This is a genomic window from Pseudooceanicola sp. LIPI14-2-Ac024, from assembly GCF_042188925.1.
Classification (GTDB): Bacteria; Pseudomonadota; Alphaproteobacteria; order Rhodobacterales; family Rhodobacteraceae; genus Pseudooceanicola.
Genome location: NZ_CP170102.1, coordinates 2,064,496 through 2,079,151, shown reverse-complemented (window position 1 = coordinate 2,079,151; position 14,656 = coordinate 2,064,496). Strand labels below are relative to the sequence as shown.

Sequence of the window (14,656 nt, the reverse complement as noted above, 5' to 3'; positions counted from 1 at the left end):
GAGCCCATACGGTTGCACGACCTGCGGCGCTCCTCCGGCGGAACTGATCGAAGAAGCGATGTCGTCCCGCGCGCAGCTCCTGACCTTCATCACCATCCACCAGAAGCTCGCCCCCGGCATCGTGCCGCCCTGCGTCGTCGGCGAGGCGCGGCTGGCCAACGGCGCGATCCACGAGGTCATGCTGGAGGGCGGGGCGGACCGGTTCGCCGACGACATGGCGATCGAGGCCGTCCCGGTCGAGCTGACCCGCGGCGAGGCGACCGTGATCGCCTGCCGCTTCGCCCCGGTGGAGGGCTGAGCATGGGCCAGACCCTTCGTGACCTGCGCCCCGTCTACGTCGTCGGTGTCGGCATGCACCGCTACCAGTTCGCCAGCGAAACAAGTTACATCACCCTTGGCCTGACCGCAGTGCGCGGGGCCCTGGCCGATGCGGGCGTGGCGTTCCCCGAGGTTGAAAGCGCCTATGTCGGCTGCACCGGCATCGGCCTCGCCGCCGGGCGGATCATGTTCAACCACATGGGGTCCACCGGCCTGGGCGTGACACAGGTGGAAAACGCCTCGGCCTCCGGCTCCTCGGCCTTTCAGCTGGCGTGTTTCGAGGTCGCCTCGGGCCTCAGGGACTGCGTGCTGGCCGTCGGCGTCGACAAGTACGGCGACCAGGTCCGCGCGGCGGGCAAGGAGGGCGTCGGCAAGCTGTCGGACACTGCCAACATCCCGCTGGTCCGATACGCGATCATGGCCGAGCACCTGAAGAAGGCGAAGGGCCTCGGGCAGGAGGACCTCGCCCTGGTGGCAGCCAAGAACCACACCAACGGGTCCAGGAACCCCTTTGCCCAGTTCCAGAAGGCGCGCACGGTCGAGGATATCCTGAACGCGACCCTCGTCGCCGGGTCCACCACCTCTCTCATGTGCACCCCGCGAGGCGAGGGCGGGGCCGCCGCGATCCTCTGTTCCGAGGAGGGCATCCGCCGCCTCGGCATCGTGGGGGACAAGCCGATCCGCGTGCTGTCGTCGGTGCTGCGGTCCGAACGACCACAGTCGGGGCGCGAACTGCCGTCGGTCACCGTGGCGCAAACCGTGGCGGAACAGGCCTATGCCGAGGCCGGGATCACCACCGCCGACCTCGACTGCGTCGAACTGCACGACGCCTTCGCGATCGAGGAAATCCTCTACACCGAGACCTTCGGCCTCGCCCCCAAGGGCGAAGGGCAGCATTTCCTGCGCGACGGTGGCTCGGCCATCGGCGGGCGGTGCTGCGTGAACTCCTCGGGCGGGCTGATCGCGCAGGGCCATCCGCTGGGCCCGACCGGCATCGGCCAGATCCACGAGATCGTGCACCAGCTGCGCGGCACCAACGGCCCGCGCCAGCAACCCGATGCCCGGACCGGTATGGCCCACATGATCGGCCTCGGGACCATCGCCATCGCCCATGTCTTCCAGAGGGACTGATCCATGCCCGACTATGAAACGCTGATCTACGACCGGGCCGACAACGGCGTGGCCACCGTCACCCTGAACCGGCCCGACCGGATGAACACCCTCGGCGGCACGATGAAGCCGGACCTCTACGACCTGTTCCAGAACGTCATGCTGAACGACCGCGGCCTGCGCTGCGTGATCCTCACCGGGGCGGGGACCGCGCCTTTTGCGCCGGGGCCGACATCAAGGAGCGCGCCGCCAGCCGACCGCCGCGCGCGGAGTACTATGCCCGGCAGAAGTTCACCCACGACCTGACCCGGCTGATCGAGACCTTCGAGCGCCCGGTGATCGCCGCGATCAACGGCGTGGCCCTTGGCGGCGGGATGGAGATCGCGCTCTGCGCCGACATCCGGATCGCCGCCGACCACGTGCGCCTCGGCCTGCCCGAGGTCAAGCTGGGCGTGCTGCCCGCCGCCGGTGGCACCCAGCGGATGCCGCGCCTGATCGGGGCGCCGCTGGCAAAGGAGCTCATGTTCACCGGGCGGCACATCACGGCGGACGAGGCGCTGGCCTACGGCATCGTCAACCGCGTGGTCCCGCAAGCGGACCTGATGGCCGAGGCCCGCAAGCTGGCCGACGAGATCGCGGCGCAGCCGCCGCTCTCGGTGGCGTTCATCAAGCAGGCGATCAACACCGGGCTGCAGTCGGGGATCGACCAGGGGCTCGAGGTCGAGCGCCTGGGTGCGGCGATTATCATGGACAGCGCCGACCGGGCCGAGGGCATGGCGGCCTTCCTGGAAAAGCGCAAGCCGGTGTTCCGCGGCGAATGACGCGATCGCCCCGCGCGTGCCCCCGGCGTCGCGTCCCGCGATGCGTGCGCTGACGCGGGGTAAATTTCCTTTGTCCCTCGGCCATCCGGTGCCAGAGTTCCCGGGGCCTTCGCGGCCAGTTTGCGGGACAAGGACATTACAATGGAAAATACCAAGAAGTACGCGGCCGAGCTGATCGGCACGTTCTGGCTGACCCTGGGCGGCTGTGGCGCCGCGGTGATATCGGCCGGGTTCCCCGACATGGGGATCGGTTTCCTCGGCGTGGCGCTGGCCTTTGGCCTGACCGTGCTGACGATGGCCTATGCCATCGGCCACGTGTCGGGCTGCCACCTGAACCCGGCGGTGACGCTGGGCCTTGCGGCCGGCGGGCGGTTTCCCTCGGCGCAGATCGTGCCCTATGTCGTGGCGCAGGTCGCGGGGGCGATCCTGGGGGCGACGGTGCTCTTCATCATCGCCAACGGGGTCGATGGGTTCGATGCCGCGGCCTCGGGCTTTGCCGCCAATGGCTACGGCGCACACAGCCCGGGCGGCTATTCGTTGATGTCGGGCTTTGTGGCCGAAGTCGTGCTGACGATGATGTTCCTCTTCGTCATCATGGGGGTCACCCACGGCCGCGCACCCGTGGGGTTTGCGCCGCTGGCCATCGGGCTGGCGCTGACGCTGATCCACCTGATCTCGATCCCGGTGACCAACACCTCGGTCAATCCCGCCCGCAGCACCGGCCCCGCGCTCTTTGCCGGGGGCTGGGCGATGGCGCAGCTCTGGATGTTCTGGGTCGCGCCGCTGATCGGCGGGGTTCTCGGCGGGGTGATCTACAGCTGGCTCAGCCCGACCCCCACGGGCGACGTGGAAGGCGGCGTGCCCAGCCAGTGAGCGATCGCCGGGCGGGGCGGCGGCCGATGCGGGCCGTGCGCCCCGCCCACGCAAGCTTGACCCCGGCTTCACTTGCGGGCATTGCCGCGCGGCTATAAACCACCGCAAACCCGCAATCCCTGCGAGAGGCCGAATGTCCATCGACACCGAAACCGCCGCCCGCGTGGCGAAGCTCGCCCGTATCAAGGTCGAAGACGACGCGCTGCCCGCGCTCGCCAACGAGTTCAACACCATCCTCGGCTTCATCGAGCAGCTGAACGAGGTCGATGTGGACGGCGTCGAGCCGATGGTCTCGGTCGAGCCGATGCGCCTGAAACGGCGCGAGGACGTGGTGACCGAGGGCGACCAGGCGGACCGGATCCTCAAGAATGCGCCCGACGCCCGCGAGGGGTTCTTTGCCGTGCCGAAGGTGGTGGAATAACGATGACCGAACTGAACACGCTGAAAATCCACGAGGCGCGCGATGCGCTGCGCCAGGGCGAGCTGACCTCGGTCGAGCTGACCGAGGCGTGCTTGTCGAAGATCGAGGGCGCCAAGGCGCTGAACGCCTTTGTCCACGACACGCCCGAGATCGCGCTGACGCAGGCCAAGGCCGCCGACGCCCGCCGCGGCGCCGATGCCCCGTCGCTGAACGGTATCCCGCTGGGGATCAAAGACCTGTTCTGCACCAAGGGCGTGCCGTCGCAGGCGGCGTCCCGCATCCTCGAAGGGTTCAAGCCGGAGTACGAATCCACCGTCACGCAGAACCTGTTCGACGCGGGCGCGGTGATGCTCGGCAAGCTGAACATGGACGAATTCGCCATGGGCTCGTCGAACGAGACCTCGACCTACGGCAACGCGGTGAACCCCTGGCGTCGCGGCAACGACGAGACGGCGCTGACCCCCGGCGGCTCCTCCGGCGGCTCAGCCTCGGCCGTGGCGGCCGATCTCTGCCTTGGCGCCACCGGCACCGACACCGGCGGCTCGATCCGGCAACCGGCGGCCTTCGTCGGCATCACCGGGATCAAGCCGACCTATGGCCGCTGCTCCCGCTGGGGCATCATCGCCTTCGCCTCGTCCCTCGACCAGGCCGGGCCAATGACCAAGGACGTGCGCGACGCGGCGATCATGCTGCAGGCGATGTGCTCGCACGATCCCAAGGATTCGACCTCGACCGCGACGCCCGTCCCGGATTTCGAAGCTGCGCTGACCGGCGACATCCGGGGCAAGACCATCGGCATTCCCAAGGAATACCGCATGGACGGCATGCCCGAGGAGATCGACGCGCTCTGGTCGCAGGGCAAGGAGATGCTCCGCGACGCGGGTGCGAAGATCGTCGACATCTCGCTGCCCCACACGAAGTACGCGCTGCCCGCCTACTACGTGATCGCCCCGGCCGAGGCGTCCTCGAACCTCGCGCGCTATGACGGGGTGCGCTACGGCCACCGCGCGAAGCTGGCGCAGGGCGATGGCATCACCGAGATGTACGAAAAGACCCGCGCCGAAGGTTTCGGGGCCGAGGTCCAGCGCCGCGTGATGGTGGGCACCTACGTGCTGTCCGCGGGCTTCTACGATGCCTATTACAACCGCGCCCGCCGGGTCCGCACCCTGATCAAGAAGGATTTCGAGGACGTCTTTGCCCAGGGCGTCGACGCGATCCTGACGCCCGCCACCCCCTCGGCCGCCTTCGGCCTGGGCGAGATGACGGATGCCGATCCGGTGCAGATGTACCTCAACGACGTCTTCACGGTGACGGTGAACCTTGCCGGGCTGCCCGGCATCGCCGTGCCCGCGGGGCTCGACCGGCAGGGGCTGCCGCTTGGCCTGCAGCTGATCGGCAAACCCTGGGCCGAGGACGAATTGCTCAACACCGCCTACGCGCTGGAACAGGCCGCCGGTTTCGCGGCCAAGCCGGCGCAATGGTGGTAGAACCCGCGAGGGCCGAGAGATGACCAAACCGATGCAGACCTTCCGACGCGCCGCCTTGGGCGCCGTGGCGCTGGCCGGGCTCGCCGCCTGCGCCTCGCAGGTGCCCGACAGCGGCGTGGGCTTCGGCAGCTACGACAGCTACAACGCGCAGCGCGAGGCGCAGCTGCAGGGGCAGAACGCCTCGGCCCTGCCGCCCGCACAGGCGATCTCGAGCGAGCCGCTGAGCGCGGTGAACGTGCCCTTCGAGGCCGAAACGCCGGTCACCACCGCCGGTGGCGACACGCCCGAAGGGATCGCGGCCGAAACCCAGGCGGCCCTGCGCGCCTCGGCCCAGAACTCGGGCGCCGCGCCCTTGCAGGCCGATCCAGCGAACCCCGCCCCCGAGGCCGTGAACACCTTCGGCATCAGCCGCGAGAACGATTTCGGCGCGGTCGACGAACAGCGGTCGATCGAGGCCGACAAGGAACGCCTGGCGCAGGTGCGCAGCGAATACCAGCAGGTCCAGCCGACGGCGCTGCCCGAACGCACCGGCAGCGGGCCGAACATCGTGTCCTTCGCGCTGCAGACCCAGAACAACCCGGGCCAGTCGCTCTATTCCCGCAGCTCGCTGCTGTCGGAACAGCGGTTCAAGCGGAACTGCGCGCGCTACGCCTCACCCGACCTCGCCCAGACCGACTTCCTCAAGAAGGGTGGGCCGGAACGCGACCGCGACGGGCTTGATCCCGATGGGGACGGTTTTGCCTGCTCGTGGGATCCGCGTCCCTTCCGCACCGCCCGCGGTGGCTGAGACCGACGCGCCCGGCGCGACCTGGGCGCCGTCGCCGAACTTTGGCCCCCGCCGCCATGGCGGGGCGCCGTCCCTGGTCGTGCTGCACTATACCGCGATGCCGGATGCCACCGCCGCCCTCGACCGGCTGCGCGACCCCGAACCGCCCGAAGGGCTGGGCCCGGTGTCGGCCCATTACCTCGTCTCGGAGCGGGGTGACCTCTGGCAGCTGGTGCGCGAGGCCGACCGCGCCTGGCACGCAGGTGCCGGAAACTGGGCCGGGTGCGAGGACGTGAATTCCCATTCCATCGGGATCGAGCTGGCCAACACCGGCGCCCATCCCTTTGCCGAACGGCAGATGGCCGCGCTCGAGGCGCTGCTGTCCGGCATCATGGCGCGCTGGTCGATCGGGCCGCAGGGCGTGATCGCGCATTCCGACATGGCGCCGGGGCGGAAAACCGACCCGGGTCCGCGGTTCGACTGGCGGCGCCTCGCCCGGCAGGGCCTTGCCCTCTGGCCCGAGGGGGACGCCACTCCCGGGGATTTCGACGCGGACCTCGCCGCCATCGGCTATCGAGCGCCGGAGGGGTGCAGCGATACGCTCCTCCTCGACGCCTTCCGCCTGCGCTTCCGTCCCTGGGCGACCGGTCCGCTGACCGACGCCGACCGCGCTGCCGCACGAAGCCTCGCGGTGCGGACGGCCTAGCGGGCGGCTTGCAGTCGTCGCGCCGTTTGGCCCGGGGCAGAGCCCCTCTGGCCCCTCAGCCGTTGCGCACCGTGTCGATCATCAGCTGCACATTCGCCGGATCCGCGTCCGGCGTGATCCCGTGGCCTAGGTTGAAGATGTGCGGCCCGCCCGACAGCGCCTTGACGATGGCGCGCGTGTCCTCGACCAGCGCTGCGCCGCCCGTCACCATGTGGCGCGAGGCGAGGTTGCCCTGCACGCAGGCATAGGGCTGGATATGCTCGGCCGCCCATTCGGGCGACACGCTGTCGTCGATGGCGACGCAATCGGCCCCAGTCTCCTGAGCGAAACCGATGTAGTGCTCTCCTGCCTCGCGCGGGAAGGCGATGATCGGCAGGCCGGGGTGACGATCCTTCAACTCCGCGATGATCCGCTTGGCCGGGGCCACCGCGTAGGCGTCGAAATCGCTGCCCTCGAGCGACCCGGCCCAGCTGTCGAAGAGCTTCACGCATTCCGCGCCCGCCTCGACCTGGGCCGAGAGGTATTCGATCGTCGCGCCGGTGATCCGCTCCAGCAACGCCTCGAACAGCGGGCGATTCTCGGCCTTCAGGGCGTGGGCCGGTCCCTGGTCGGGGGTGCCCCGCCCGGCGATCATGTAGGTGGCAACGGTCCACGGCGCCCCGGCAAAACCGATCAGCGTCGTCTCGGACGGCAGTTCGCGCGACAGGATGCGGACGGTCTCGTAGATCGGCGACAGCGTCTCGTGCACGTTCTCCACCGGGCCCAGCTTGTCGAAATCGGCCTGCGTCGTGACGGTCGACAGGCGCGGGCCCTCGCCGGTGACGAACCACAGGTCGGCGCCAAGCGCCTGGGGCACCAGCAGGATATCGGCAAACAGGATCGCGGCGTCGAACTCGTAGCGCCGGATCGGCTGCAGCGTGACCTCGGCGGCCAGTTCGGGGTTGTAGCAGAGCGACAGGAAATCCCCGGCCTTCTCGCGCGTGGCGCGGTATTCCGGCAGGTAGCGCCCGGCCTGGCGCATCATCCAGATCGGCGGGGTCGGCAGGCGTTCCCCGGCCAGCGCCCGCAGGATGGTCTTCTCGCTCATATCATGCTCCTTCATCCGGGTCACAGGTCGCCGCGCGGCCCTGCGTTGTCAAGTCGCGCCCGGCTTGTCAGGACAATGCGCCGCGATTAAGCCTCTGCCCCATGACACTCGCACTGCCCACCCCCTCCGCTCCGCTCCGCATCGGCACCCGTGGCTCTCCGCTCGCCCTCGCGCAGGCGCACGAGACGCGCGACCGGCTGATGGCCGCCTTCGACCTGCCCGCCGAGGCATTCGATGTGCGCGTCATCCAGACCACCGGCGACCGGGTGCAGGACCGCGCGCTGAAGGAGCTGGGCGGCAAGGGTCTTTTCACCCGCGAGATCGAGCAGGCGATGCTCGAGCGCGGGATCGACATCGCGGTGCATTCGATGAAGGACATGCCGGTGCTGCAGCCGGCGGGCCTGGTGCTTGACTGCTACCTCCCGCGCGAGGACGTGCGCGATGCCTTCGTGTCGTTCCACGAGGGCGGGATCGCCGCGATCCCCGAGGGGGCCAGGGTCGGCACCTCGTCGCTCAGGCGCGGGGCACAGATGAAGCTGCGCCGCCCGGACGTCGAGATTGTGGAGTTTCGCGGCAACGTGCAGACCCGCCTGCGCAAGCTGGGCGACGCGGTCGCGCATTGCACCTTCCTCGCGCAGGCCGGGCTGAATCGGCTGGGCCGGGCCGATGTGCCCGCGCAGGCGCTGGAGCCGGAAGAGATGCTGCCCGCCATCGCGCAGGGGGCCATCGGGGTGGAACGGCGGGCCGACGACCTTCGCGTGGCCGAGATGCTGGCGGCGATCCATGACGCGCCGACAGGCGAGCTTCTGGCGGCCGAACGCGCCTTCCTTGCCGCGCTCGACGGCTCCTGCGAGACGCCGATTGCCGGGCTGGCGGTGGTCGAGGGCGGGACGCTCCGCCTGCGCGGCCAGATCCTCCGGCCCGATGGCAGCGAGGCGCTCGAGGACGACTCCAGCGCCCCGGTCGAGGATGGCGCGGCGCTCGGCGCCGAGATGGCGCGCCGCCTGCTGGACCGTGCGGGCGCGGGGTTCTTCGACTGGCGCGGGGCGTGACCGCGACGGACCTGCCGCCCGAGGTCGCCCGCCGCTTCGGCGTGACCCGGGCCCGCCCGGTCGATCACACCGCCATCGCCGCGATCTGGCGGGTGGAGGTGACCGGCGGCGGCGTCGCGGCGCTCAAGCTCTTTCACCACGACGGGCTCTCGAACGAGGGGCCAGGGCTCGACTGGATGCGGGCACAGGACGGCGCCGGGGTGGTGCAGATCATCGCGACCGACGGCCGTGCGGTGCTGATGGAATGGCAGGATGGCCCCTCGCTGGGGGATGTCCTGCGCGCAGGCGAGGCGGTCGAGGCCGATGCCCAGCTTCTCTCCGTCGCCCGCGCCCTGCATGACGGTCCAGATTTGGCCGCAGGCGTCGAACTGCCCGACCTGTCCGGGTGGTTCTCGGCCCTGCGCGACCTGCGCACCGATCCCGGCTGCCCGCCCGCTGCGGCCCGCGACATGGGCCGCGCCCGCGACCTGGCGCTGGCGCTGCTTGCCGACCCGCGCGAGGTGCGCGCCCTGCATGGCGACCTGCACCACGACAACATCCGGCAGGGCCGGCGTGGTTGGCTGGCCTTCGATGCCAAGGGCGTGCGGGGCGAAAGGGCCTATGAACTGGCCAATGCCTTCCGCAATCCCAAGGGGGCGGCCGGGCTGGTGGCCGATCCCGCGACCATTGCGCGGCGCGCCGATCTCTGGTCGGAGGGCTTCGGCGTGGACCGGCGGCGGATGCTGGAATGGGCGGCCGCGAAATGTGCCTTGTCGATCACCTGGCGGGCGAAGGGCCCGGTGCGCGAGGACGCGGAATTCGCTCTGCTGGCCCGCCTGCTGGAGGCGGCCGGCGCGGACTGACGCCTCAGCGCGCGGGCGCCACCCCGCCCAACAGTCGCCGCCCCGCACCGACCGACAGCAGCGGGCGTGCCGGGACCGGGTGCGTGCCCATCACCCGCCGGATGCGCCTGCGGGTCGCGGGCGACAGCAAGCGCATCGCCTCTTCCCCCGGCCAGAAGCTTTCGCAGGCCAGCCCCTCGGCCAGGATCAGCGCGTGGCGGTCTAGCACCAGGTGGATGTAGCGCACCGGGCGGCAGACATGCGGCACGCCGACGCCGGGCAGCACGGTCAGCGCCCGCGCCGGGACCAGCACGTCGGGCCCGGCCAGGTGCACCCGGTGCTGCGGCGACAGCGACAGGCCACGCGCCGGATGGCCGGGACCGAGTGCGCCCGCGCGGATCCGCACCGGCCGGGCCCGGGGATTGGCCAAGGGCGACACCACCTGTGGCAGCGCCAGGCGCAACGGCGCATTGCCGCCGCCCGCCAGCCGCAGCCGGTCACCGGGGCGCAGCGCCTCGACCGGGACGGTGCCGCAGGTGGTTGCGATGCCGGTGCCGGCGGTGAAGCAGACCGGAACGGACGCCGTGTAGGCATGGACCCCCGACGTCATGTCGGCGGCGGCCACGACGGTCAGCGCCTCGTTCAGCGGCGGCGCGGTGCCCTGCACGACAAAGCCGTGAATGTCGAAGGCGTATTCGTCGAGGGACACGAACTGCAGCGTGTACTGCGTGCCCTGCGCGTCCTCGACGGTGATGGCGTATTCGGATTCGATGAAGGTGCCGCCGGGATACGCCTGGCCGTTGATGACCTGGTCGCCCGACAGCGTCTGCGCCGCGCCGGCGTCGTCGTCGAAAAAGGCGTCGGTCGTGTCCTCGACCAGCACCGTCTGGACCGGCCAGCCGGACAGCAGCGTCACCGTGTCGACGCCGAGTTCGAACTGGAAACCGCCATTGTCGTTGAAGCCCGACGCCGTGGTGGTGATCGCGGCGATGTCGAACATGGCGAGGCTGTAGACCGCCATTTGTTGCCTGCAGATTTGCTCGAATTGATCCTTTCTCGCCGGAAATGGTTGCCACCGCGTTACGCCGGGCCGCCTCGGCCCTAGCCGGGGCGGAAAAAGCGTGGAATAACCCGCCCGTGAGCCAACCCCGAGGAGCCGTCATGCCCGCCATCGCCCCCGATCACATCCCCGAACGCCTCTACCCGGTCATCGAGGCGCTCTGCGCCACCGGGATCGACGTGGCCACCACCATTGCGCGCGGGCCGCTCGGCCAGTCGCTGGCGGCCGGCGTGGGCGAGAACACGGGCGGCGACCAGCAGAAGGCGCTCGACGTGATGGCGGACGAGGCCTTTGAAAAGGCGCTCGGGCCCGCCGGGGTAAAATTCTACGCCTCCGAGGAACAGGAGGGCGTGCTCACCCTCGGTGACGGGCCCTTCGCACTGGCCATCGATCCGCTGGACGGGTCGTCCAACATCGACGTGAACGTGTCGATCGGCACCATCTTCTCGATCTTCGAGGCGAAGGACGGGGCTGAGGAGAGCTTCCTGCGCCCGGCCTCGGAGCAGATCGCGGCGGGCTACATCATCTACGGGCCGCAGACCGGCCTGGCCGTGACCTTCGGCGACGGCACCCTGATGTTCGTCATGGACCCCGAAACCAAGGTGTTCGAACTGGCCGAGGCAAGGATGTCGATCCCGGCGGCGGCCAAGGAATATTCGATCAACGCGGGCTACCGGCGGCACTGGCCCGCCTGGGTGAAGAGCTTTGTCGAGGAATGCGAGGCCGGAAAGGACGGCCCCCGCGGCAAGGATTACTCGTTCCGCTGGGTCGCCTCGCTGGTGGCCGAAACGCACCGCATCCTGACCCGGGGCGGGACTTTCCTCTACACCGGGGACGCGCGGGCGGCCTATGCCAAGGGGCGGCTCAGGATGGTCTACGAGGTCGCGCCGATGGCGATGCTGATCGAGCAGGCCGGGGGGCTGGCCACCGACGGCAAGACCCCGATCCTGTCGCTGACGGCCGAGGGCCTGCACGCCAAGCAGCCCTTCGTCTTCGGCTGCCGCGAAGAGGTCGAGCGGGTCGCGGAACTGCACGGCTGAGTGAAGGGGCTTGGCACGGGCGCCGGGGCTTGCCATATGCAGCCCCGACAGCCCGAGGGAGCCCTGCCATGACATTCGACCGTTCCATCAAGATTGCCCCGTCGATCCTATCCGCCGATTTCGCCGACTTCGGACGCGAGATCGAGGCGGTCGAGGCGCAGGGCGCGGACTGGATCCACGTGGACGTGATGGACGGGCATTTCGTGCCGAACCTGACCTTCGGCCCGCCGGCGGTGAAGGCCTTCCGCAAACACGTGAATACCTTCATGGACGTCCACCTGATGATCGCCCCGGTCGATCCCTACATCGAGGCCTATGCCGATGCGGGCGCCGACCTGCTGACCGCCCATGTCGAGGCCGGTCCGCACATCCACCGCACGCTGCAGGCGATCCGGGGCGCGGGGATGAAGGCCGGCGTCGCGCTGAACCCCGGCACGCCCGCCGAGGCGGTCGAACACGTGCTGGACCTTTGCGACCTCGTCTGCGTGATGACGGTGAACCCCGGCTTCGGCGGCCAGAGCTTCATCGACATGACCGGCAAGGTCCGCCAGCTGCGCGCGATGATCGGCGACCGCCCGGTGCATATCGAGATCGACGGAGGCGTGACGCCGCAGACCGCGCCGCTGGTGGTCGAGGCCGGGGCCGACGTGCTGGTCGCGGGCTCCGCCGTGTTCAAGGGCGGATCAGTCGGCAACCCCGCGCCCTACGGCGAGAACATCCGCGCGATCCGGGTGAGCTGCGACACGCTGGTCTGAGGCCGCAAGCGGGCGCGCCTGACGCGTCCGCAAGGCCGGGTCAGCAGTTCGGCACGTTGACCGCCAGGCCGCCGAGGGCGGTTTCCTTGTACTTCTCATGCATGTCCGCGCCGACCTGGCGCATCGTCTCGATCGCGGAATCGAGCGGGACGAAATGCGTGCCGTCACCCCTCAGCGCCAGAGACGCGGCCGAGACCGCCTTGATCGCGCCCAGCCCGTTGCGCTCGATGCAGGGGATCTGCACCAGGCCGCGGATCGGGTCGCAGGTCATGCCGAGGTGATGCTCCAGCGCGATCTCGGCGGCGTTCTCGATCTGCTCGGGCGTGCCGCCCATCACGGCACAGAGCCCGGCGGCCGCCATGGCCGAAGCCGATCCGACCTCGGCCTGGCAGCCTGCCTCGGCCCCTGAAATCGAGGCGTTGAACTTCACCAGCCCGCCGATGGCGGCTGCGGTCAGGAAGAACTCGGGCAGCTTCGCCTCGGTCGCGCCGGGGACGTGGCCCAGCCAGTAGCGCACCACGGCGGGGATCACGCCGGCAGCACCATTGGTGGGCGCGGTGACGACTTGGCCGCCGGCTGCGTTTTCCTCGTTCACCGCCATGGCATAGGCCGAGATCCAGTCGTTCACCACGTGCGGCGCGGCCAGGTTTGTGCCGCGTTCGGCCAGCAGGGCATCGTGGATCGCGCCGGCACGGCGTTTCACCCGCAACCCGCCCGGCAGCTCTCCGTGCCCCTCGAGGCCACGGTCGATGCAGTCCGACATCACCTGCCAGATGCGTGCGATGCCAGCGCGCGGGTCCGGGTCGCCGCGCGCGGCCTCGTTCCGGGCCTTCATCTGGGCGATGGACAGGCCCGAGCTGGCGGCCATCTCGAGCATCTCGTTCGCGGTCTTGAACGGGAAGGGCACCGGCGCACCCTCGTCCGTCGCGGCCCCGGCGGCGAGCTCTGCCGCCGTGACGACGAAGCCGCCGCCGATGGAGTAGTAGGTTTCCTGCCGGATCACGTCGCCCTGCGCGTCGGTGGCGGCCAGGATCAGGCCATTGGCATGACCGGGCAGGGGCGTGTCGTAGTCGAACCGCAGGTCGCGCGCGGGGGCAAAGGCAAGCGGGCCGAGCCCCTCGGGCGCGACCGTTCCGGTCTCGGCAATCGCGGCCAGGGCGGCCTCGGCTTTATCGGCGTCGTAATCCTCGGGGCGGAAGCCAGCGAAGCCGAGGATCACCGCCCGGTCGGTCGCGTGGCCAACGCCGGTGAAGGCGAGCGAGCCGTGCAGCGTCGCGCGCAGCCCGTGCGGCCGGAACGGCGCCGCGCGCAGGCTGTCGAGGAACCGCGCGGCGGCCACCATCGGCCCCATGGTGTGCGAGGACGACGGGCCGATGCCGATCTTGAAGACGTCGAAAACGGACAGGAACACGAAACACCTCTTGTCTGACAGGGCCATTGGATAGGCCTACGCGCGGCACCGCGCCACCGTTCCCGACACATTGCACCGCGCCCGCGCCACCGGGATGGGTCGACTGCCGCCTCGGGCGGCGGCTGGGTGGCGGGCTTAACCATCTGTTAGTCCTGCCAACCTTACGCTTCCGGGTGCGGGAGCCGGGGAATCGCAACAAGGAGACGGGTCATGGACGACCTCGACAGGATGATCCCCGTGCCCACCCCGGCCCGGCCCCTGCTGGGCCTCACCATCCTGGTGATTGAAGACAGCCGTTTCGCGTCCGAGGCGATGCGCCTGCTCTGCCTGCGCTCGGGTGCGCGGATCCGGCGGGCGGATTGCCTGCGCTCGGCGCGGCGGCACCTGCAGGTCTATCGCCCGTCGGTCGCGATCGTCGATCTTGGCCTGCCCGACGGGTCCGGGGCAGAGCTGATCCGCGACCTTGCCGCCTCCCAGCCGCGGGTCGCGGTGATCCTGGGCCTCAGCGGCGACGACAGCGCCGAAAGGCTGGCGCGGGCGGCGGGGGCGGACGGGTTCCTCGCCAAGCCGGTGACCGGCCTCGCCGCCTTCCAGAACGCGATCCTCCGCCACCTGCCGCCCGACCGCCAGCCGGCCGGTCCGCGCGCGGTGTCGGGTGAGACGATCCGGCCGGACCGGCTGGCGCTGCGCGAGGATATGGCGCAACTGGCCGAGGCGCTGGATCGCGGGGTGCAGGGCAAGGAGCTCGACTATGTCGCGCAGTTCCTGGCCGGGGTCGCGCGGATCGCGGGCGACGTGCCGCTGGTCGAGGCCGCGGGGGCCCTGGCGGCGTCGCGGCAGGCGGGCCAGGCCTCGGGCGCGGAGGTCGCGCGGATCGCCGGCCTGGTGCGCGCACGGCTGGCGGAGCCGGTTGTGATCTGAGCGCGGC

General features: G+C 70.1%; 15 protein-coding genes and 1 pseudogene. 13 read left to right on the top strand and 3 right to left on the bottom strand.

The window, feature by feature from the left end; genetic code table 11:
• Positions 1-58 precede the first annotated feature (58 nt).
• The 8 genes and pseudogenes from ACE2AC_RS10200 (at position 59) to ACE2AC_RS10165 (ending at position 6,502) form a co-directional block, all read left to right on the top strand.
• Positions 59-298 carry a hypothetical protein gene (locus ACE2AC_RS10200; protein ID WP_375691985.1) on the top strand — a complete coding sequence of 80 codons (240 nt, stop codon included), beginning with the start codon at positions 59-61 and terminating at the stop codon, positions 296-298.
• Positions 299-300: 2 nt separating this feature from the next.
• Positions 301-1,449 (top strand): thiolase family protein, encoded by a 1,149-nt coding sequence (locus ACE2AC_RS10195; protein WP_375691984.1) that lies wholly within the window; start codon positions 301-303, stop codon positions 1,447-1,449.
• Positions 1,450-1,452: 3 nt separating this feature from the next.
• Positions 1,453-2,249, top strand: a pseudogene (locus tag ACE2AC_RS10190) (enoyl-CoA hydratase/isomerase family protein).
• A gap of 141 nt (positions 2,250-2,390) precedes the next feature.
• The gene (aqpZ, locus tag ACE2AC_RS10185) at positions 2,391-3,122 is read left to right on the top strand and encodes an aquaporin Z (protein ID WP_375691983.1); all 732 of its coding nucleotides are present in this window, start codon (positions 2,391-2,393) and stop codon (positions 3,120-3,122) included.
• Positions 3,123-3,255: 133 nt separating this feature from the next.
• A complete protein-coding gene (gatC, locus tag ACE2AC_RS10180) occupies positions 3,256-3,543 on the top strand; it encodes an Asp-tRNA(Asn)/Glu-tRNA(Gln) amidotransferase subunit GatC (RefSeq protein ID WP_375691982.1) in 288 nt (95 codons plus the stop codon).
• A 2-nt stretch (positions 3,544-3,545) separates the two neighbouring features.
• Complete coding sequence (gene gatA / locus ACE2AC_RS10175) at positions 3,546-5,030, top strand: Asp-tRNA(Asn)/Glu-tRNA(Gln) amidotransferase subunit GatA (RefSeq protein WP_375691981.1); 1,485 nt, start codon at positions 3,546-3,548, stop codon at positions 5,028-5,030.
• 19 nt (positions 5,031-5,049) lie between these two features.
• On the top strand, positions 5,050-5,817 hold the full coding sequence (locus ACE2AC_RS10170; RefSeq protein ID WP_375691980.1) for a hypothetical protein: 768 nt from the start codon (positions 5,050-5,052) through the stop codon (positions 5,815-5,817).
• Entirely contained in the window at positions 5,810-6,502 is a 693-nt protein-coding gene (locus ACE2AC_RS10165) for an N-acetylmuramoyl-L-alanine amidase (RefSeq protein ID WP_375691979.1), read from the top strand. The genes ACE2AC_RS10170 and ACE2AC_RS10165 overlap by 8 nt, the downstream gene beginning before the upstream one ends.
• 55 nt (positions 6,503-6,557) lie before the next feature.
• Here ACE2AC_RS10165 and hemE read toward each other — a convergent pair whose 3' ends face one another.
• Positions 6,558-7,589 (bottom strand): uroporphyrinogen decarboxylase, encoded by a 1,032-nt coding sequence (gene hemE, locus ACE2AC_RS10160; protein WP_375691978.1) that lies wholly within the window; start codon positions 7,587-7,589, stop codon positions 6,558-6,560.
• Between the two features lie 101 nt (positions 7,590-7,690).
• Here hemE and hemC point away from each other — a divergent pair, with 101 nt between their 5' ends.
• A complete protein-coding gene (hemC, locus tag ACE2AC_RS10155; protein WP_375691977.1) occupies positions 7,691-8,641 on the top strand; it encodes a hydroxymethylbilane synthase in 951 nt (316 codons plus the stop codon).
• Positions 8,638-9,483, top strand: coding sequence for an aminoglycoside phosphotransferase family protein (locus ACE2AC_RS10150; protein ID WP_375691976.1), 846 nt, complete (start codon positions 8,638-8,640; stop codon positions 9,481-9,483). The genes hemC and ACE2AC_RS10150 overlap by 4 nt, the downstream gene beginning before the upstream one ends.
• A 4-nt stretch (positions 9,484-9,487) precedes the next feature.
• Here ACE2AC_RS10150 and ACE2AC_RS10145 read toward each other — a convergent pair whose 3' ends face one another.
• On the bottom strand, positions 9,488-10,483 hold the full coding sequence (locus tag ACE2AC_RS10145; RefSeq protein WP_375691975.1) for a Hint domain-containing protein: 996 nt from the start codon (positions 10,481-10,483) through the stop codon (positions 9,488-9,490).
• Positions 10,484-10,623: 140 nt separating this feature from the next.
• Between ACE2AC_RS10145 and ACE2AC_RS10140 the strand changes: the two genes are divergently transcribed.
• Both ACE2AC_RS10140 and rpe read left to right on the top strand, forming a co-directional pair.
• A complete protein-coding gene (locus tag ACE2AC_RS10140) occupies positions 10,624-11,562 on the top strand; it encodes a class 1 fructose-bisphosphatase (RefSeq protein ID WP_375691974.1) in 939 nt (312 codons plus the stop codon).
• 68 nt (positions 11,563-11,630) lie between these two features.
• Entirely contained in the window at positions 11,631-12,317 is a 687-nt protein-coding gene (gene rpe / locus ACE2AC_RS10135) for a ribulose-phosphate 3-epimerase (protein ID WP_375691973.1), read from the top strand.
• A gap of 40 nt (positions 12,318-12,357) precedes the next feature.
• Here rpe and ACE2AC_RS10130 read toward each other — a convergent pair whose 3' ends face one another.
• Positions 12,358-13,728, bottom strand: coding sequence for an L-serine ammonia-lyase (locus ACE2AC_RS10130; RefSeq protein ID WP_375691972.1), 1,371 nt, complete (start codon positions 13,726-13,728; stop codon positions 12,358-12,360).
• Positions 13,729-13,938: 210 nt separating this feature from the next.
• On the opposite strand from ACE2AC_RS10130, the gene ACE2AC_RS10125 reads away from it, so the two are divergent.
• On the top strand, positions 13,939-14,649 hold the full coding sequence (locus ACE2AC_RS10125; protein ID WP_375691971.1) for a response regulator: 711 nt from the start codon (positions 13,939-13,941) through the stop codon (positions 14,647-14,649).
• Positions 14,650-14,656: the final 7 nt, after the last annotated feature.

Coding starts and splice junctions, on each gene's coding strand:
- hemC (WP_375691977.1), top strand. CDS start 7,691: ATGACACTCGCACTGCCCACCCCCTCCGCTCCGCTCCGCATCGGCACC.
- ACE2AC_RS10200 (WP_375691985.1), top strand. CDS start 59: ATGTCGTCCCGCGCGCAGCTCCTGACCTTCATCACCATCCACCAGAAG.
- ACE2AC_RS10145 (WP_375691975.1), bottom strand. CDS start 10,483: ATGGCGGTCTACAGCCTCGCCATGTTCGACATCGCCGCGATCACCACC.
- ACE2AC_RS10195 (WP_375691984.1), top strand. CDS start 301: ATGGGCCAGACCCTTCGTGACCTGCGCCCCGTCTACGTCGTCGGTGTC.
- gatC (WP_375691982.1), top strand. CDS start 3,256: ATGTCCATCGACACCGAAACCGCCGCCCGCGTGGCGAAGCTCGCCCGT.
- ACE2AC_RS10170 (WP_375691980.1), top strand. CDS start 5,050: ATGACCAAACCGATGCAGACCTTCCGACGCGCCGCCTTGGGCGCCGTG.
- gatA (WP_375691981.1), top strand. CDS start 3,546: ATGACCGAACTGAACACGCTGAAAATCCACGAGGCGCGCGATGCGCTG.
- ACE2AC_RS10140 (WP_375691974.1), top strand. CDS start 10,624: ATGCCCGCCATCGCCCCCGATCACATCCCCGAACGCCTCTACCCGGTC.
- ACE2AC_RS10125 (WP_375691971.1), top strand. CDS start 13,939: ATGGACGACCTCGACAGGATGATCCCCGTGCCCACCCCGGCCCGGCCC.
- hemE (WP_375691978.1), bottom strand. CDS start 7,589: ATGAGCGAGAAGACCATCCTGCGGGCGCTGGCCGGGGAACGCCTGCCG.
- rpe (WP_375691973.1), top strand. CDS start 11,631: ATGACATTCGACCGTTCCATCAAGATTGCCCCGTCGATCCTATCCGCC.
- aqpZ (WP_375691983.1), top strand. CDS start 2,391: ATGGAAAATACCAAGAAGTACGCGGCCGAGCTGATCGGCACGTTCTGG.